Origin of the sequence: Virgibacillus phasianinus, from assembly GCF_002216775.1 — a bacterium.
GTDB classification, from domain to species: domain Bacteria; phylum Bacillota; class Bacilli; order Bacillales; family Amphibacillaceae; genus Virgibacillus_F; species Virgibacillus_F phasianinus.
Window position 1 is genome coordinate 175,302 of the sequence record NZ_CP022315.1, and the last position, 17,279, is coordinate 192,580.

The window sequence follows — 17,279 nt, forward strand, 5'->3', positions numbered from 1 at the left end:
ACCTGCAGAATGTTTTTATCTCAGTCTTCAGACGGAGATCGTTTTTTATTTATTTTTTCAAACATAAATGTCCAAAGAAAAACAAACAAGAGGCCGAATACGAATCCTGCCAGCACATCTGTTAGATAATGCACACTAATCATGTACCGGCTGAAGCCAATTAAAAAAATGAGAATAGATGTACCTATTTGAATACTGACAGCTAGTTTCTTTGACCTTATTTTCTTTGAAATAAAATATACGACCAGACCATAACAAACCATTGAAATCATGGCATGTCCGGAGGGGAAACTATACCCTTCTGCTTCCGCAGCCACTAATATTCGCGGGCGTTCCCGTTCAACAAGCACCTTAATTAGAACGTTTAATCCATAGCTTAATAAGGTTCCACCAGCAAACATAACGCCTATAAACCAATCACGAAAAAGATAGCCGAGCAGTATAGCCATGATCATCGTAAATGGGGTTAGAAAGGTACCCGAGCCAAGTTCAGTCAACCACCGAAATAGAAAGTAGACATCCGAATCCGCCATTGCTTCCACAAACCCCCTTGACCACTGGTCGACTACGGGAATTGTTCCGTGCATGATTTTAAATGCCCATAACACCGTTGTAACTAATACAAACGCAAACAGAAAAATATATAGATAATGACTTTTTTTCCTCATCGAATCTACCTCCCTGCATCCATAATACCTTAATTTAAAAGTTTAAAAAAACCTGTTTTGGGAAATAGTTATGTATGGACAACAAATTGAAAGGCTGGGATTATACATGGATAAGGAATTACAAGAGCTAATTGATGGATTAAATGAAGATTTAGCAAATGAATATGGTGCAGCGATTCAGTACACGTATAGTGCTTCCGTTGTTTCCGGACTATACAGTTCGGCATTAAAGCCATTTTTCGAAGCAGAAATTAATGATGAACTAGGACACGCACTATACTTATCAGAAAAAATCAAATCACTAGGTGGAACACCAACCACTAAATCAGCGGAAATACCGCAGCCTACAGAAGTTAAGGATTTGTTAGAAGCGTCCTTGCAGTCTGAGAAAGCCACCATCGAACGCTATGAACAACGTAAAAAACAAGCAGAAAAACTAAGCTACACTGAGCTTGTTGTAAAAATCGAAGACATGATTGCCGATGAAACACATCATAAAGAAGAAATCGAACGTTTATTGCAGGATCCGCGTTTATAATAAAAAGAGCAAAGGCACCCGGAAAAGCACTCGAACCGGGTGCTTTTTTTAATAGACTGTTTTCGCATAGTCGGTGTAATATCACCACAGTTGATAAAAATTGCGACGTAACTAAACTAAATTATGCTTGGCACCACGATGGGGCGCTGCGGAAAAACACTGCGCAGGGTTGAGTGCTACCTATAATGCCATAACACCGATTTCTTCATTCTTTAATAATTGTAGTTGCGAGTAGTAGTCGATTAGGCATGGGTGAAACCCCGGAAGCATAAGAAGGGCACTGAAAAAGTGGTGGATTTTAAAATTTAGCTTTTCACCTATACTTAGCATCTTGAATATACGGAGACTCCTGCGGGAAGTGAGAGATCGGCGAGACCCCGGAGGACGTCAGTCCGAGGAGGCTCGTCACTCGCCCGCGGAAAGCGCAGTATATTCAAGATGCGATCATAGATCCACATATTCGTGTATTAACTATACCTTTTTCAGTGCCCTCAGCGTAAGCTCAGGAGGCCATGAAAGCGCAGTGTTTTTCCGCAGCGGCCGCCCGTGCCAAACATGATTTTTAGTTACGTCGCAGTTTATGGATTTTGTTTATAAACAACAATCTTTTGGAAATCAGTATTTCGATAAAAACGTATCCTTTCTTAAAGAACAACTAATCATGATAAACTGTATTCAAATCCATATTAGCTTGCAGGGGGTAGTTTTCATGCGGAAAGAGATTCATGAACGAATTGACCAATTGCACCAAGAGATGATTGAGATACGAAGGTATTTACATCAATATCCAGAGCTTTCGTTTCAAGAAGAAAAAACGGCAGCCTATATTGCTGACTTTTATGAAAATCTAGGTATTCCCTATCAAACGAAGGTAGGCGGAAATGGGGTTATTGCAACCCTTAAAGGTGGAAAACCTGGGAAAACCGTTGCACTAAGGGCGGATTTTGATGCCCTGCCCATCCAGGACGAGAAGGATGTCCCGTATAAATCCAAAATAGATGGTGTCATGCACGCCTGCGGCCATGATGGGCACACAGCGACATTATTATCCCTGGCAAAAGCAGTGCAGCCATTTCAGGACGAATTACCGGGAACAATTGTATTCCTGCATCAACATGCAGAGGAATATGCTCCGGGTGGGGCAAAACCAATAATTGAATCCGGTGCACTTGATCATGTTGACGCCGTTTTTGGAACCCATCTATGGGCAACAACGCCACTAGGTGTAATGCAAACCTCCAAACATGCTTTTATGGCAGGAGCAGACCGTTTTGAGATTGTTCTACAAGGCAAAGGTGGACATGGCGGGTATCCACATGAAACCAAGGATGCGGTTGTAATTGGTGCCGAGTTAATCACAAAACTTCAACAAATTGTTAGTAGACGTATCGACCCGCTCAAAACTGCTGTTTTAACAATTGGTATATTTGAAGCCGGGAATGCTTTTAACATTATCGCGGATAAAGCCAAATTAATTGGAACAATGCGGCATCTTGATTCCTCCATACAGAAACAAGTAATCGAAGAAATGGAACAGATTATTAAAGGAGTGTGTATGTCAAATGGTGCGACGTACACGTTCAATTATCTAAAAGGATATCCTCCATTAGTAAATCACGAGGAGGAAGCTGAACTTGTCAGGCAGGCTTGTGAAAACATACCGGAAATTACATCAGCCGAATTCGTCCCACCTGTAATGGCTGGAGAAGACTTTTCCTATTATTTACTTGATAAGCCTGGAGCATTCTTTTTCACCGGTGCCCAAAAAGAAGGAAACGACATCCCGCACCATCATCCTAAATTCGATATTGATGAACGTGCATTACCAATCGCTGCAAAAACATTATTTGAAGCATACCTTGCTTACCAGAATAAATAAAAGTCTTATAGCGCAATCGTACAAGGGCTGGAACAGATTATTTCAACAAAAAGCATCTCAGGCACGCCTGAGATGCTTTTTTCATACTAACTTTCTTTTCACATAGCCATTCATGAACAGATAATTAAAAAGAAAGCCGCAAACTAATATTATTCCCGCGCCAGTAAACTGAGATGGAGTAAATAAGAATACAATCGCAAATAGAATAGTCTGAACCAATCCAAGCTGAAACAGCCAATTGAAGACTGCCTGCCTTCTGTATTTATGCTCAACAGGATAGAGGTCTATCCACATTACTGTTCGATGGTGATGATACAATGTCATCATCTGGAAACTGCTCATATACATAAACAGCAAGGCAAATAGTATTTTCATCCAAAGCTGCGGAACAAAATAAATAAAGAGACCGCCAATAACAATTAATCGGAGATACATACCCAAATAATCTCCGCTCCGCACAAAGGTAATTCGGTATAGGTAATGGAAGGATTGTTTATTCTGAAACGGAACATTGCTGACAATGGATGTCAGCCATTGGCGCTTTTTCACTTTACTTCTTAAATGTGGCACGTCTGTAAACATATTTGCAATCCGATAAAAGGCCTGCATTCGATCACGGTCTTTTTGGATGAGCAGATCCCAAACAATTCCCGCCTGTTTATGTGATAAATTATAATCATACAGAAATACAATGATATATAATCCTGTTGTGACAGCCGTCAGAACAATATCACCGTGAATCAGGAAATAGAATACGGCTATCGTTAACAGCGTTCGCGCAAGTAAGTCAATCTGTCTGACACCAGGAGCACGTATTTTCAGCATCCACCAATTGGCAAGTAAATTCCATACCTTAAAAATCAGCAGCACTAAAACCGTTAATAAATATCCTTCACGCTCTGGATATGTCGCTGAATACAACGGTCCAAGAGCTGCCGCCGCAAGCAACACTAAGTACAATTGAATAACAAAGCTATAAAGCAAAGCATCCCTGAAGTAAGCATTCATTTTATTCTCGGCTGCAATCAGGAAAACTAAATCCGGCTCTTTTAATAATGTTCGGACAGGGCTATAACTTGCGACCAAACCAAAAACAATCCCTACAACCCAGGCGGTCGGGAAATTCTCGGAAAGGTTTTGGAGCCATTGTTGGTAATAAACCGCTATTGCAGAAATAAAGAACAGCATCGCAATGGCTAAATGACCGGTAAAAATGTACCGAAGATAACGGCTTGTTTCCTTTAAATGTTCAGAAAAACGATTTTTAAAAAAGGCATGTGAATCAAACATGGCTTTCTTCCTTAGTCAACTGTACATACAGGTCATCCAGTGTTGCAGTTGGCATAGCAAATTCTTCACGCAACTCGTCCAAGGTTCCCACTGCCTTTATCTTCCCATCATGCAAAATAACAAACCGGTCACAGTAACGTTCTGCGGTAGCCAAAATATGCGTCGACATTAAAACGCCTGAGCCCTTCGCTTTCATCTCCTCCATTAACTGCAAATAAGACTGGATTCCTAATGGATCAAGACCCATAAAAGGTTCGTCGACAATATATAATGGCGGTTCAATCAAAAACGCGCACATGATCATTACCTTTTGGCGCATTCCTTTCGAAAAGTGAACTGGAAACCATTTTAGTCTCTTTTCCATCCGAAATTCTTTCAATAGCGGTGGTAAACGCTTTTCAAAAAGGTCCTCCGGTATATCGTAGGCCATTGCTGTTAATTTCAAATGTTCATATAACGTAAGTTCATCGTACAAGATAGGCACTTCCGGAATGTAGGCCATTTGTTTACGATATGTTTCCGGGTTTTCATTGAATGTTTTTCCATTAATTGATACAGTACCTTTTTTGGCATGCATCAAGCCGATTATATGCTTGATGGTTGTACTTTTCCCAGCACCGTTCAATCCAATTAAACCAACGATTTCTTTTGGCTTTACATTGAATGAAATGCCATGAAGTACATTTTTATGTGTGTATCCCCCATGTAAGTCATCAATATGTAACAATGGCTTCATTGTTTTTCCTCCTATACGTATATACAATAAATTTTACCATTTATCACTTATAAAACCAAAACAAACTATACAGCAAAATTCTACAATTTATTTGTATATTATTTTCCTAAACGTCCACAATAATAGATGCAGTCACGAGGATAGTCACTTGCAAAAAATTTCGTATCTAATACTAAATGAGGTGTATGTGATCGAACATTTACTGTAAACCCATTTTGTTAGTATCAAATATTAAATGAGGTGTCTGTGATCGCACATTCAGCGTAAACCCATTTGCTATTCGAATCTAATGTTAAATGAGGTGTTTGTGAAAGGCACATCTAATGAAAACCCATTTTGTTATATGTAATTCATGGTCAGAAATACAAACAAAACGGTTTTTGTAAATTAGTTAACTTGAATGACCATCACGCTAACTAGTTACAAAAGTCCCCAGTTAGATGAACCATTAAATCCCCGTGACTGCTTAAAGCAGGCTAGTCCAAAAAGTACAGCAATGTACTTATGGGCTATGCCTGTTATATTTTTGGCTGAAATCACCGCCCGGTTGTTATAACTTTACATTCCGATCCTTTCCTATATACAATAGATAAAAATAGGTTAAGGAGTGGTAGTCGATGAGTCACGATGATTGCATTTTCTGTAAGATAATTGATGGAGAAATTCCTTCAGCCATGGTTTATGAGGATGAGTACGTCTATGCTTTCCTTGATATAAGTCAGGTAACAAAAGGGCATACGCTGATTATCCCAAAAACACATACAAAGAATATTTACGAAACCCCTGAAGATGTCGCAAGAGAATTTTTTGCCCGGGTTCCAAAGATTGCTAATGCTATTAAAGCAACCTACAATCCAATTGGCATGAATTTATTGAATAATAATGAGGAACCAGCCGATCAATCCGTTTTTCATTTACATATTCACCTGATCCCAAGGTACGGAGAGAGTGATGGTTATTCCTCAAACTGGATTACACATACTGACGATTATACAACCGGAGATCTGCAAACGATTGCTAAAGAAATCGGTGCTTCCATCTAGGAATATATACTTTTTAATTCTGAATAATTTTGTTATAATGTAAGTACGTTTCCGCAACTGACAACGAGTGTACAGTTGGGAAATAACCAAGCATGGAAAGCCTAGCATAGCTGAGAAGAGGAGAGATTACAAATGAATACTAGAGTTTTGATTATTTTATCCTTATTTGTGGGGATCGGAGCAGTTTTACACACTGTTGTTCCAGCAATGTTGTTTGGGATGAAACCGGATATGTTATTATCCATGATGTTTTTGGGAATTATGCTATTTCCGAAATTGAAGTACGTGATAATAGTATCCATTGTAACTGGAGTAGTTTCCGCACTAACAACACTTGCTCCCGGAGGACAAATTGCAAACCTTATCGATAAACCAATAACCGGCTTATTATTTTTTGGATTGTTTTTATTAATAAAAAATATGGTAAATGAAAAGATTGGTGCACCAATTTTAACGGGTATCGGAACAATAATAAGCGGAAGTATATTTTTATTTTCAGCATTGTACATTGTTGGACTGATGGATGGAATTTTCACCGTATTATTTTTAACAATTGTTTTGCCCACAGCTACTGTCAATGCAATTGTCATGATTGTTGTTTACCCGATTGTACAAAAAATCATGAAACGGTCTCAGCCGATAACAGTATAAAATCTGAATATCCACTGGCACAACACGTCAGTGGATATATTAAAATACATAGATATTCGAGAAACAAGTTTATTTGTAGTACAATAAAAGGAAGAGATATAGTATGGATTTGAAAGGAGCGAATTTCATATGGTAAGAGGCAAATCATTAGTATACGGTTTTGTTATTGGCGGGGTTGTCAGTGCGGCGGCCGCATTACTGAGCACACCATCTTCTGGCAGAGATTTGCGTTTCCGTGCAAGAGAACAAAGCGGCGAATGGAAAGATATGATAAGTAACTTGAAATTTGACGGCCTTCGTTTAAAACAACAGATTAGTGAAACTTCAAAAGAGGGCGCTGCATTAATTAAAGATCTAACCCAGGAAATGAAAAAGTCTGTCCAGGATTGGCAGCAGACTGTTGAGCCACATCAGGAAAACATTCATAAATACTTGGAGCAAATTGAATCAAGTCTTAAAGATTTAGAAGAAAAAGTGAAAAATAATCAGCAATAACGCTATGTTCTATTTTTTAAAAAAATGATTTAAAAAGGACTTCTACTTATTTGTAGAAGCCCTTTTTTTAAATGGCTGCTGCGGAAAAACAACCCAGCGCATACCTTGCTGTTTATAGACTTTGTGTCAAAAACAACAATCGAAAACAGCCTTTTAAATCTATTCAGCTGGCTTTAAGTCTTCAATTGAGTCAATGTCCATATACTTCGGAACGGCCAAGCCTATTTTAGCACCCTTTAAGTTTTCACCTAAATCTTCAAATTGACCTTCGTACTTTTCGTAAAACTCTTTATGTGTAACAGGCATCCAGGCCGCTAATGTAGCATCTCCATCACCGTTAGCAATGGCCTTAAACACAACCGCGACATCAACTGGAGTAACAGTCACATCAAAACCTTTTGATTTTAAAACTTCCGCAACTACACTTGAAGATGAACGTTCGGAATCCCATGGCGTCGACACCAATTCAATCTCAACACCATCTACATCATCAACACCTTTTGTCCACTTCGAAACAGCATCTGGGTGCTCTTCAACCCACTTTTTTGCCACTTTAGAAATATCTTCCCGGATTCCGTGGACTCAAGCATGATACCTTCCATATCTTCTACTTCCCAATGAAATTGATCCAATAACTTATATGCATTCGGTTTATCTTCTTTTAATCCTTTTCGTGCTAATGTTTTTATCATTTCTGTTTTTCCATAAACACCTTTTGGATCTTTAAGGTATTTTAAATCCTCATATTTCGCGAACATCCAGTGTGGGTTCCAGCCGGTAACGACGATTGGTTCCTGTTTTTCAATTGCCTCATCAAGTTCTGTCATCATCGCAGCAGTTGAAGACTCTTCAACTGACCAGCCTTTCAAACTATCGTATTCCTCAATTGCCTTTTCTGTTGTAACACTGATCCCCGCACCAGGCTCTATTCCAGTAATTGTATGCTCTACTGCTTCACTATAGTTTTTCTTATTATCCGTATTTGATGATTCTCCTTCTTCATCGGACCCGCAGCCTGCTATTAGCAGGGTTAACATGAGGCCAGCAATTAAAATAGTACTTGTATAAAACTTTTTTTTCATACACAAGGCATCCTTTCTAAAGTAAAGGGCTGATACATCATACTGCATCAGCCCTTATTTATAGTTGTATACCGATTATTCAGCTGGTTTTAAGTCTTTAATTGAATCAACATCCATGTATGCTGGAACAGCTAATCCTATGTTTGCTCCAGAAAGACTTTCACCCAGGTTAACTAATTGATCTTTATATTGTGCGTAAAGATCACCATGTGTTACAGGTAACCATCCGGCAAGCATAGCATCTGCTTCGCCATTTGCAACTGATTTCCACATGATTGCATTGTCAATTGGAGTTAAGGTTACTTTAAATCCGAAGTTTTCTAATACATTCTTAACAACATTATTAGATGCAACCGCGGAATCCCATTCCACATACACTAATTCGATTTCTTTCCCATCAACTTTTTCTACGCCTTTTGTCCATTCAGAAACCTTATCTTGATTTGATTCTACCCATTTAGCAGCAGCGTCAGCAGGGTCTGAACCATTTGCGATATTCAACATGACTGCATTCATGTCTTCTGTTGTCCAAGCAAATTGGTCTAACAATTTATTTGCATTTGGCATATCTTCCTTAAGTCCTTTTCGTACCATTGTATTAATGGTTTCGTCTTCTCCAAATACTCCTTTTGGATCCTTCAAATATTTTAAATCATATTTAGAAAACATCCAATGTGGCTGCCAACCTGTAACAATGATTGGTTCTTCATTTTCAATTGCTTCACCTAACGCTGTGGCCATTGCACCGCTTGATGAAGTTTGAACTGTCCAGCCTTTTAAGCTGTCATACTTTTTTACAGCTTTCTCAGAAGTTTTTACAACTCCAGCACCAGGTTCGATACCTGTGATTGTGTAATCCACTTCTTCACTATAATTTACATCTCCGCCCTTATCTGAAGATGATGTATCCTTTGATGATTCATCATCAGAACTGCAGCCTGCAGCAACTAATGATAATGAAAGGCCAGCAACAAGACCGGCTTTTTTCCAGTTTAAGTTAAACATAACTAATAAACTCCCCTTTTCTAGTTTTTAATATATATGGAAACTTTTCTCCACGAAAAGATACCAACAGGATACTTATTCCTTCTTACTATTCACATTTTGCGTAAATCTATCAATAATAATTGCAAGTATTACAATTCCAATACCAGCGACGAAGCCCGTTCCAACCTGTGCACGTTGAAGTGCTGACAGAACTTCCCTTCCAAGACCAGGTGCGCCGATCATGGATGCAATAACTACCATGGAAAGCGCAAGCATAACGGTTTGGTTGATACCAGCCATTATCGTTGCCTTAGCCATTGGCAATTCTACTTTAAACAACTTCTGTGAACCCGTACTGCCAAATGCCTCCGATGCTTCTACAAGTTCTTTTGAAACCTGTCTGATTCCTAAATTTGTAAACCTGACAGTAGGTGGTGTCGCAAATATTAAGGATGCAAAAACACCAGGCACCATCCCAATTCCAAAGAACGCAACTGCTGGGATCAAATAAACGAAAGCAGGCATTGTTTGCATAAAGTCCAGTATTGGAGTAATAATAGCCTCCGCCGTTCTACTTTTCGACATCAATATTCCAAACGGAACACCAATGATAACAGACAAAATACTAGATATCAGAACTAAGGTAAATGTATTCATTAAATGCTCCCATAAGCCCTGATTGTATATTAACCAAAGACCAACAAGTGAGAAAGCCGCTAAGCCAAACTTTTTACCAGAAATAAAGAATGCTAGAATCGCAACGACAATCATCACTATCACAGGTGGAATAAGTATTAATGTTTCGGACACATATTCCATTAACTCACTAAAGTTTTCTTGCAGTGGGTCAAATATAAATGAAAACGTGTCTGTCAGCCATTCAGTAAATAACTTTGTTTTATCTGCTATTGGTATTTCTGGAGCAAAATCTACCATCTTATCAAGCATGATTTAAATTCACCTCACCATCACCAGCAAGTGCTGCAATTAACGCACCACGAACGATTATTCCAACTAGTTTCTCCCCATCCATCACTGCTACCGGAATTGGTGAATCATGAATGATATTGAAAATGTCGTTTAATGCTGTATCTTTTTCTACTTTAGGAATGTCCGTACGCAAAATTTCCGTAATATCACGTATATCTTTTTGTTTAGCACCTGAGGCATCATCTGCTGTAACGTATCCTTGCAGGTTACGTTTCCCATCTACCACAATAATGCTTGACAGTCCTTCTTCCCGCATTCTTTCAAGTGCAACGCGCGGGCCATGCTTTTCTACATTAATTGTTTCCGGGCGCTTCATGATTTGACTTGCCGTTAAGACCTTTGAACGGTCGACATCCTCAACAAATCGTTCCACATAATCATTGGCTGGATTCACAAGAATTTCTTCCGGTGTGCCAATTTGCACGATGGATCCATCCTTCATTAAGGCAATTCGATCTCCAAGTCTTAGTGCCTCATCAAGATCATGTGTAATAAAAATAATCGTCTTCTGCATACTTGCTTGAAGGTCAATTAATTCATCCTGCATTTCTTTACGAATTAATGGATCCAGTGCTGAAAAGGCCTCATCCATTAATAACACTTCCGGATTATTTGCCAGTGCACGTGCTAACCCAACACGCTGCTGCATACCACCAGATAATTGTCCCGGATTTTGATGAATGTACCCACCAAGTCCAACCATCTCTAATGATTCCTGTGCTTTTTTCTTTCTTTCTTCTTTTGACACCTTTTGAATTTCTAATCCATACTCTGTGTTTTCCAGAATGGACCGATGCGGGAATAACGCAAAGCGTTGAAAAACCATGCTCATCTTTTCTCTGCGTACTTTTCGCAATTCCTTCTTATTCATGGTAGACAAGTCTTCTCCGTCAATTAACACATTTCCCTCGGTAGGTTCAATTAACCGGTTTAGCAATCGTACTAATGTTGATTTCCCGCTACCTGACAGTCCCATAATGACAAATATTTCCCCGGCTTCCACCGAAAAGGTTGCTCGATTAACCCCAACCGTATTTCCAGTTTCTTTTAAAATTTCATCTTTAGACGTACCCTTATCAAGCAACTTTAACGCTTGTTTAGGATTCTTGCCGAACACTTTTGACAGGTTCTTTACTTCAATGACCGGCACTCCGTTCACCTCTACTTTTTTTATGTTCTATTGGCACAATGCCTAAGTATTTCGTCGTAATTCTTTATGATTAGACATAAAGCAGACAAATAGACATTAATTCCGAACAGCTTTTTTCCACTCCCTTACTATATAACGTAAAGCATATACATTTCAAACGTTATACACTATGAATTTCGTATATATTTTTTGTTCAGATTAAACTGTACAGATAATACATCTGAATACCTCCTATTTACTTCAAAATACTTTCAATTACTGCCCTATTACCGATTTTGAATATATTCCTTTTTGTTGTAACCTTTATTTAGCAAGCCTTTTAGGAGGATTAATTTTGGAAAAAGCAAATGAACAACTTACCAGCAAAATTGTAATTGAATTTGCAAAAACGATTGAATTATTTGATTTAACTCCACTGGAGGCAAGACTATTTGCCTATTTATATTTGATAGAGGACCCCATGACCTTGGATGAAATGAGTGAAGTAATCGGAAAAAGCAAAACTTCCATGAGTACTAGTATTAGAAGTTTACTCGATTTAAACTTGGTAACACGCGTGTGGAAAAAAGGTGTACGAAAAGATCTCTACAAAGCTAACTCACAATTATTTAAAACGTTTATGAATTCCTATATTAATAAATGGATTGACGCAGCCAACAATCAACAAAGCTCTTTGCAAGAGATTAAAAAAAATATTGATGCTCCATCATCAAATAGTGAACTACAATCCATTTATCAACGTTTGACTAACATCATGGAGTTCCACAGTAATATTGAAAAATCATTTCGTGACCTGAAAATGGAGTAAGAAAAGCGGAGGTGAAGAAATTCCCCCTAGTCGCGAGGCCGTAGCTAGACATATTTTATACATTCTTATCTTTCAATAAGGCTGTTTTCCCAAGAGTATTGTTTTTGACACAAAATCTATAAACTGCGACGTATGCGCTGGGTTGTTTTCCGCTGCGGTGGCAGGTCACCGAACATGATTTTTAGTTACGTCGCAGTTTTACTGCGGTGATGTTAGCAACAATCTGTGGGAAAACTGCCTTTAAAAAAGACTGATTATCCTTACCATTTGTAAGGGCAATCAGTCTTTTTTGCGAATATACCTGCTAAGTATTTCGTCTGTTACATTATCTTGTTTTATTATTTTTATAAACTCCTTTATCAAATGTGGGAAGTATCCCTCTTGCTCCAATGCATAAATGGTTTCATTTGGATCCAACTTTTCATTTAACATACCCGCGAAATGAACAATCAGGCTTGTATAATCCAAAAACCCTTCTTCTTTTTGTATTTCATATTTTTCTTCAAGCGTTTGCAACAAGCAAAAGAGCTCGGAATATTCCCCTTTTGTCATATTCTTTTCAATTACCAGTTTGACCAGCGGATAATGATTTACATCAACTAATCTTGAAAGCAATTTAATATGAAAAGACATTGCATCTTTTTCATCATCATACCCCATACACAGCCCCCTTAATTTCCACCAAAAAAGCAAACAGAAATACATTCTCTAAATACTGACACATCAGTGTTTAGACGCAAGTCAATTTTACCTGAAAAAAATAATAAAAAAAACTATTGCATTTTCATTTGAAACGTACTATCATTCTTTAAGGATTGACAGATCAGTACAACTAGAACCATACAGAGGAGGGTCAAAAATGAACTGCTGGAAATCTATAAATTTCACGAAAGAATTTGGTATTAATAGACTATACTTTCTTTCATTTTTGATCGGATTACTATCATTCATATTTCTCTTTGTACCTTTATCCAGTATTCATGGTACAACACATGTCAATGAGTTTGGCATTGTGCCTTTTGTAGGCCTGGTTATTCTAATGCCAACCATACATTCATCTATGCACATTCTACCATTAATTATGATGAATAAACGAGCTAAAGTCTATTTTAATATGAAAAAAAGTTTTATTCCTACTTGTAAATATCAAGCAAAAACATTCATGTCAAAACCGGTATCTATCATGTCAGCATTTGCTCCGACATTATTCATTACCATTCCGGGAATTTTTGCATCCATGATATTTGCTGACTATTATGTTTATATTTTATTATTAACTGCGATCCATATCGGCGCATCCTTTACCGATTTTTTATATATTCTTCATGTAAGTAAAGCACCTAAACGTGCCTATATTGAAAGTGAGCACGAAGGTTTTGCCATTTTGGTAAAAGCAAAGGGATAAATGAAGGGACCACTTGAAAACGCATTGGAATTCATAGATGAATTCCAATGCGTTTTCCCTTGTGCTTTAATTATTTGCGCCCCTAGAGTGTACCCGTTAGAATAATAATCGGATGTTTTTTTGCCCCCAAATAGGCTTTCTGCACTATTCATACGAATAAAATTTTGGTAAAGTAATAATTGTGGTGTTTTCTATCATTTCATTTTTTATAAAAAATTAGAAGAATACATCTCCAAGCAGGAATTAAGGAGGTCCTTAAATGAGCATTTTATATGTATTTTATGCTTTGTTTGTACTATTTATTTTCAACTCGTTAACATATCAATTTTGTCTAAAAATGGAAATGAATTCAAAAAAACAGTCAACCGTTTTCCGTGCAATTAATATGATGATCATGGTACTGCTCGTGTCATCCTATGTTGAAGTCCTGAATGTCATCACGTGAAATTAGTAAAAACTATGTAAAATACAAATAAGACTATTTATTCTGTTACATACTATGGTATATTAATCATTAGTTTAGTTAAACCATTAGATTAGGAGTGTTCAGTAAATGAAAAAGCTTGCAATTGCACTAACGCTCTCTGCTGGAGTATTAAGTTTAACAGCTTGTAACTCAGACAAAGAAGCGGTTGTAGAAACAAAAGCAGGAGACATCACAAAAGATGAATTTTACAATGAATTAAAGGATCAATTCGGTGATCAAGTACTTAAAAAAATGGTGACAGAAGAGGTTCTTGAAGATAAATATGATGTTCCTAAAGAAGACGTTGACGCCGAAGTTAAAAAGCTTAAAGATCAATACGGAGACCAATTTGAGATGGTACTACAAAAGAGCGGATACAAAGATGTGGATGCATTCCGTGATGTAGTTAAACTTAGTCTGCTTCAAGAAGCTGCTGTCTCAGAGGACGTTAAAATTAGCGATAAAGAAATCAAAACCCAATATGAACGAATGAAAACTGAAGTTAAAGCTTCACACATTTTAGTTGACGACAAAAAAACTGCTGAAGAAGTTGAAAAGAAATTGGAAAATGGCGGAGACTTTGCTAAGCTTGCAAAAGAATATTCGACAGACAAGAAAAGCGCGGAAAAGGGCGGGGATGTTGGATATTTCTCCGTTGGCAAAATGGTCCCAGAGTTTACAGACGCAGCTTATAATTTAAAAGTTGGTGAGGTTAGTGATCCGGTTAAATCCCAATTTGGATATCACATCATCAAAGTGACGGACAAGCGTGATGCGAAAACAGAACTTGGTTCATTTAAGGAAGAAAAAGATAATATACGCAGGCAAATATTAAATAATAAAGTTGATCCAGCGAAAGCTCAGGCCAAACTTGACAAATTATTAAAAGATGCTGACATTGATGTAAAAATTGATCAATACGAAGATTTATTTGAAACAGAAAAAGCAAAAGAAGACAAGAAGTCATCAAAGGAAGATAAGTCAAAATCAGAAGATGAATCAAAGAAGGATGACACTTCTAAAGAAGAAGATGCAAAATAATAATAACCAAAAAATGCTGATCCCATATGGGATCAGCATTTTTTATGTTTAACCGAGTGATGTTCGATTATAAGGGCAGGTTTACTGAGCAAGCCCGCTTCACTTTTCTTGTCCAGTTGCGCGGGCTAGCGGTTCGTGACGTAAGCAAATGACTCTCCGAGCACTAAGACCATGTGCTCTACGATCATTTGCTTACGCATTTCACCGCTGAGCAAGCCCGCTTCACTTTTCTTTCTTATTGGGTCATTCGTTCTTTTGTTTCGCGTTCTTTTTCCATTCGATCGATATACACTTTTCCTTCACGTTCGATGAATTGTTGTTCAAGTCTGCGTTCTGCCCTCATTGCTCGATAGGCCATATATCCACTTAAAAAAATACATAAAATGAGCATAAAAACCCACCAAGGCACTCCAATAATCATCCAATTGCCCCCTTGTCCACCTTTTTCTATTATAAATATATGCAGGGAACAAGTTAAATAGACCGAGTCTTAGTTTTTTTCAAATAGGGGTTTGTAAAAGGACCGATTATCCAAGGCAAAAATTCGTTCTGTAAATTCACCTGGTTTGATTTTTTCAAGTGAGCGGTTAAGCATATTCATTTTCGCATCAATTAGATCAATCAGATGCAGGAGCTCCGCTTCACGGACCATTGGCGGTTTTGGACTCCCCCATTCTGCTTTACCATGATGACTTAGGACCAAATGCTGCAAAATCAGAACCTCTTCATCTTCCTCGATTTGCAATTCACGCGCAACATGCCCTATTTCTTCCACCATCATCGGAATATGACCAAGCAATTTTCCCTCGATTGTATACGACGTTGTTATTACCCCAGATAATTCTTTTAATTTCCCTAAATCATGTAAGATAATACCCGCATATAATAAATCTTTGTTCAACTGAGGATATAAATGGTGCAATTCCCGTGCTAACGCAACCATACTTACAATATGATGGGCCAACCCGGAAACGTATTCATGATGATTTTTCGTCGCAGCAGGATAGGTTAACAATGCGTCCTGATATCGTTTTATAAAGGCCCGGACGATTCGTTGCATTGTAGGGTTTTCCATTTCAAATATTGCCTCAGTCAGCCTCTCCATTAATACTTCTTTATCAACTGGTGCTTTTTCGATGAAATCCGTTACATGAACGTCATCTGTCGGCTGTGCGGGCCTTAAGGACAAAATTTTAAGCTGTGCTTTTCCACGAAATTGATTAATCTCTCCTGACAATTTAACAATTTGTTCAGCAACAAATATTGCTTCATCTTCTTTTGAAACATCCCATAGCTTTGCATCAATTTCTCCAGTTGAGTCCCGAAGAATCAGTGTTAAGAAAGGTTTTCCATTACTCGCCACACCACGGGTGGCATCTTTAATCAGGACAAATCCGTCAAATGCTTCTCCGATATTTAAGTATCCGAGTCCTTTGTTCATACCCGCTTCCCCCTAAGGTATAAATTTTTAAATTTATTATTCGTTTACGTTTTTAGGAATTAACTTGAAAATTTCACCAGATTCAATAACTTGGATAAACTTCATCAGCCATTTGTAATAGTTTTGAGCATACCGAAGCCTTTCAATATCAAAGTCGATTTTTCCCTTAAGTTCTTCACTGCTGGTTGACTCCCGGATCTTGACAAGTTCGTCTATTGCTTCATCTGCTTCTTCAATATTTGTTTCCGTATGATGACGCCAGCGATTTCCAAACAGTGAAGTAAAAGATTTATACCAATCTTCTTCTGATTTATATAAATCTTTCCTTATTCCTTTTTTAAACGTTGACTCCACCATTTTCATATCAGACAAAGCACGTACACCTGTTGACATGCTTGTTTTACTCATTTCCAATGCATCGCGCATATCATCCAATGTCATGGGGTCATTTTCAAAGAACAAAACACCATATAGCCGCCCCACCGAAGACGTTATTCCATAAAGACTCATATTCTTGGCGATTACCTGAATGAATTGCTCTTTCGTTTCTTCATACTTTTTCCAATTGTTCGACTCTTGTATTTCAGACAATGGATGTCCCTCCATTTA

General features: G+C 37.9%; 21 protein-coding genes. 9 read left to right on the plus strand and 12 right to left on the minus strand.

Annotation, left to right across the window (positions count from 1 at the left end):
* Nucleotides 1-20: 20 nt before the first annotated feature.
* Nucleotides 21-668, minus strand: a complete 648-nt coding sequence (locus CFK37_RS00860; protein ID WP_089060136.1) for a phosphatase PAP2 family protein — start codon at nucleotides 666-668, stop codon at nucleotides 21-23.
* A 106-nt stretch (nucleotides 669-774) separates the two neighbouring features.
* Here CFK37_RS00860 and CFK37_RS00865 point away from each other — a divergent pair, with 106 nt between their 5' ends.
* Nucleotides 775-1,206, plus strand: a complete 432-nt coding sequence (locus CFK37_RS00865; protein WP_089063498.1) for a ferritin-like domain-containing protein — start codon at nucleotides 775-777, stop codon at nucleotides 1,204-1,206.
* Between the two features lie 709 nt (nucleotides 1,207-1,915).
* Nucleotides 1,916-3,085, plus strand: a complete 1,170-nt coding sequence (locus tag CFK37_RS00870; RefSeq protein WP_089060137.1) for a M20 family metallopeptidase — start codon at nucleotides 1,916-1,918, stop codon at nucleotides 3,083-3,085.
* 81 nt (nucleotides 3,086-3,166) lie between these two features.
* Here CFK37_RS00870 and CFK37_RS00875 read toward each other — a convergent pair whose 3' ends face one another.
* Together CFK37_RS00875 and CFK37_RS00880 are read right to left on the minus strand one after the other, a co-directional pair.
* Nucleotides 3,167-4,375 (minus strand): ABC transporter permease, encoded by a 1,209-nt coding sequence (locus CFK37_RS00875; RefSeq protein ID WP_089060138.1) that lies wholly within the window; start codon nucleotides 4,373-4,375, stop codon nucleotides 3,167-3,169.
* On the minus strand, nucleotides 4,368-5,111 hold the full coding sequence (locus CFK37_RS00880; RefSeq protein WP_089060139.1) for an ABC transporter ATP-binding protein: 744 nt from the start codon (nucleotides 5,109-5,111) through the stop codon (nucleotides 4,368-4,370). Before CFK37_RS00880 ends, CFK37_RS00875 begins: the two co-directional genes overlap by 8 nt.
* A gap of 617 nt (nucleotides 5,112-5,728) precedes the next feature.
* Here CFK37_RS00880 and CFK37_RS00885 point away from each other — a divergent pair.
* The 3 genes from CFK37_RS00885 to CFK37_RS00895 all read left to right on the plus strand — a co-directional run bounded on the left by CFK37_RS00885 (nucleotide 5,729) and on the right by CFK37_RS00895 (nucleotide 7,300).
* A complete protein-coding gene (locus CFK37_RS00885; RefSeq protein ID WP_089060140.1) occupies nucleotides 5,729-6,154 on the plus strand; it encodes an HIT family protein in 426 nt (141 codons plus the stop codon).
* A 132-nt stretch (nucleotides 6,155-6,286) separates the two neighbouring features.
* Entirely contained in the window at nucleotides 6,287-6,805 is a 519-nt protein-coding gene (locus CFK37_RS00890) for a tryptophan transporter (protein ID WP_089060141.1), read from the plus strand.
* A gap of 129 nt (nucleotides 6,806-6,934) precedes the next feature.
* The gene (locus CFK37_RS00895) at nucleotides 6,935-7,300 is read left to right on the plus strand and encodes a YtxH domain-containing protein (protein ID WP_089060142.1); all 366 of its coding nucleotides are present in this window, start codon (nucleotides 6,935-6,937) and stop codon (nucleotides 7,298-7,300) included.
* A gap of 159 nt (nucleotides 7,301-7,459) precedes the next feature.
* Here CFK37_RS00895 and CFK37_RS20595 read toward each other — a convergent pair whose 3' ends face one another.
* From CFK37_RS20595 to CFK37_RS00915, 5 genes are all read right to left on the minus strand, one after another.
* On the minus strand, nucleotides 7,460-7,852 hold the full coding sequence (locus tag CFK37_RS20595; RefSeq protein ID WP_342746729.1) for a glycine betaine ABC transporter substrate-binding protein: 393 nt from the start codon (nucleotides 7,850-7,852) through the stop codon (nucleotides 7,460-7,462).
* On the minus strand, nucleotides 7,783-8,382 hold the full coding sequence (locus tag CFK37_RS00900) for a glycine betaine ABC transporter substrate-binding protein (protein ID WP_342746730.1): 600 nt from the start codon (nucleotides 8,380-8,382) through the stop codon (nucleotides 7,783-7,785). Before CFK37_RS00900 ends, CFK37_RS20595 begins: the two co-directional genes overlap by 70 nt.
* Nucleotides 8,383-8,457: 75 nt before the next feature.
* Nucleotides 8,458-9,387: a glycine betaine ABC transporter substrate-binding protein gene (locus CFK37_RS00905; protein ID WP_089060143.1), complete on the minus strand. Its 930-nt coding sequence runs from the start codon at nucleotides 9,385-9,387 to the stop codon at nucleotides 8,458-8,460.
* Nucleotides 9,388-9,462: 75 nt separating this feature from the next.
* Complete coding sequence (locus CFK37_RS00910; protein WP_089060144.1) at nucleotides 9,463-10,317, minus strand: ABC transporter permease; 855 nt, start codon at nucleotides 10,315-10,317, stop codon at nucleotides 9,463-9,465.
* Entirely contained in the window at nucleotides 10,310-11,509 is a 1,200-nt protein-coding gene (locus tag CFK37_RS00915) for a quaternary amine ABC transporter ATP-binding protein (RefSeq protein ID WP_089060145.1), read from the minus strand. The genes CFK37_RS00910 and CFK37_RS00915 overlap by 8 nt, the downstream gene beginning before the upstream one ends.
* Before the next feature lie 334 nt (nucleotides 11,510-11,843).
* On the opposite strand from CFK37_RS00915, the gene CFK37_RS00920 reads away from it, so the two are divergent.
* Nucleotides 11,844-12,317 (plus strand): GbsR/MarR family transcriptional regulator, encoded by a 474-nt coding sequence (locus tag CFK37_RS00920; RefSeq protein WP_089060146.1) that lies wholly within the window; start codon nucleotides 11,844-11,846, stop codon nucleotides 12,315-12,317.
* 279 nt (nucleotides 12,318-12,596) lie between these two features.
* Here the strand turns inward: CFK37_RS00920 and CFK37_RS00925 are convergent, their stop codons facing one another.
* On the minus strand, nucleotides 12,597-12,977 hold the full coding sequence (locus tag CFK37_RS00925; RefSeq protein ID WP_089060147.1) for a DUF1878 family protein: 381 nt from the start codon (nucleotides 12,975-12,977) through the stop codon (nucleotides 12,597-12,599).
* A 199-nt stretch (nucleotides 12,978-13,176) separates the two neighbouring features.
* Between CFK37_RS00925 and CFK37_RS00930 the strand changes: the two genes are divergently transcribed.
* From CFK37_RS00930 to CFK37_RS00940, 3 genes are all read left to right on the plus strand, one after another.
* On the plus strand, nucleotides 13,177-13,722 hold the full coding sequence (locus CFK37_RS00930) for a DUF3267 domain-containing protein (protein WP_089060148.1): 546 nt from the start codon (nucleotides 13,177-13,179) through the stop codon (nucleotides 13,720-13,722).
* Between the two features lie 259 nt (nucleotides 13,723-13,981).
* Nucleotides 13,982-14,167, plus strand: coding sequence for a hypothetical protein (locus CFK37_RS00935; RefSeq protein WP_089060149.1), 186 nt, complete (start codon nucleotides 13,982-13,984; stop codon nucleotides 14,165-14,167).
* 108 nt (nucleotides 14,168-14,275) lie between these two features.
* A complete protein-coding gene (locus CFK37_RS00940) occupies nucleotides 14,276-15,229 on the plus strand; it encodes a peptidylprolyl isomerase (RefSeq protein WP_089060150.1) in 954 nt (317 codons plus the stop codon).
* A 235-nt stretch (nucleotides 15,230-15,464) separates the two neighbouring features.
* On the opposite strand, the gene CFK37_RS00945 is transcribed toward CFK37_RS00940, so the two are convergent.
* From CFK37_RS00945 to CFK37_RS00955, 3 genes are all read right to left on the minus strand, one after another.
* Nucleotides 15,465-15,650 (minus strand): sporulation YhaL family protein, encoded by a 186-nt coding sequence (locus CFK37_RS00945; RefSeq protein ID WP_089060151.1) that lies wholly within the window; start codon nucleotides 15,648-15,650, stop codon nucleotides 15,465-15,467.
* A gap of 69 nt (nucleotides 15,651-15,719) precedes the next feature.
* Complete coding sequence (gene yhaM / locus CFK37_RS00950) at nucleotides 15,720-16,670, minus strand: 3'-5' exoribonuclease YhaM (RefSeq protein ID WP_089060152.1); 951 nt, start codon at nucleotides 16,668-16,670, stop codon at nucleotides 15,720-15,722.
* 36 nt (nucleotides 16,671-16,706) lie between these two features.
* Nucleotides 16,707-17,261, minus strand: coding sequence for a GbsR/MarR family transcriptional regulator (locus CFK37_RS00955; protein ID WP_245837283.1), 555 nt, complete (start codon nucleotides 17,259-17,261; stop codon nucleotides 16,707-16,709).
* Between the last annotated feature and the right edge of the window lie 18 nt (nucleotides 17,262-17,279).

Coding starts and splice junctions, on each gene's coding strand:
- CFK37_RS00895 (WP_089060142.1), top strand. CDS start 6,935: ATGGTAAGAGGCAAATCATTAGTATACGGTTTTGTTATTGGCGGGGTT.
- CFK37_RS00935 (WP_089060149.1), top strand. CDS start 13,982: ATGAGCATTTTATATGTATTTTATGCTTTGTTTGTACTATTTATTTTC.
- yhaM (WP_089060152.1), bottom strand. CDS start 16,670: ATGAACAAAGGACTCGGATACTTAAATATCGGAGAAGCATTTGACGGA.
- CFK37_RS00905 (WP_089060143.1), bottom strand. CDS start 9,387: ATGTTTAACTTAAACTGGAAAAAAGCCGGTCTTGTTGCTGGCCTTTCA.
- CFK37_RS00880 (WP_089060139.1), bottom strand. CDS start 5,111: ATGAAGCCATTGTTACATATTGATGACTTACATGGGGGATACACACAT.
- CFK37_RS00900 (WP_342746730.1), bottom strand. CDS start 8,382: ATGAAAAAAAAGTTTTATACAAGTACTATTTTAATTGCTGGCCTCATG.
- CFK37_RS00875 (WP_089060138.1), bottom strand. CDS start 4,375: ATGTTTGATTCACATGCCTTTTTTAAAAATCGTTTTTCTGAACATTTA.
- CFK37_RS00940 (WP_089060150.1), top strand. CDS start 14,276: ATGAAAAAGCTTGCAATTGCACTAACGCTCTCTGCTGGAGTATTAAGT.
- CFK37_RS00865 (WP_089063498.1), top strand. CDS start 775: ATGGATAAGGAATTACAAGAGCTAATTGATGGATTAAATGAAGATTTA.
- CFK37_RS00925 (WP_089060147.1), bottom strand. CDS start 12,977: ATGGGGTATGATGATGAAAAAGATGCAATGTCTTTTCATATTAAATTG.
- CFK37_RS00945 (WP_089060151.1), bottom strand. CDS start 15,650: ATGATTATTGGAGTGCCTTGGTGGGTTTTTATGCTCATTTTATGTATT.
- CFK37_RS00870 (WP_089060137.1), top strand. CDS start 1,916: ATGCGGAAAGAGATTCATGAACGAATTGACCAATTGCACCAAGAGATG.
- CFK37_RS00910 (WP_089060144.1), bottom strand. CDS start 10,317: ATGCTTGATAAGATGGTAGATTTTGCTCCAGAAATACCAATAGCAGAT.
- CFK37_RS00860 (WP_089060136.1), bottom strand. CDS start 668: ATGAGGAAAAAAAGTCATTATCTATATATTTTTCTGTTTGCGTTTGTA.
- CFK37_RS00930 (WP_089060148.1), top strand. CDS start 13,177: ATGAACTGCTGGAAATCTATAAATTTCACGAAAGAATTTGGTATTAAT.
- CFK37_RS00885 (WP_089060140.1), top strand. CDS start 5,729: ATGAGTCACGATGATTGCATTTTCTGTAAGATAATTGATGGAGAAATT.
- CFK37_RS00890 (WP_089060141.1), top strand. CDS start 6,287: ATGAATACTAGAGTTTTGATTATTTTATCCTTATTTGTGGGGATCGGA.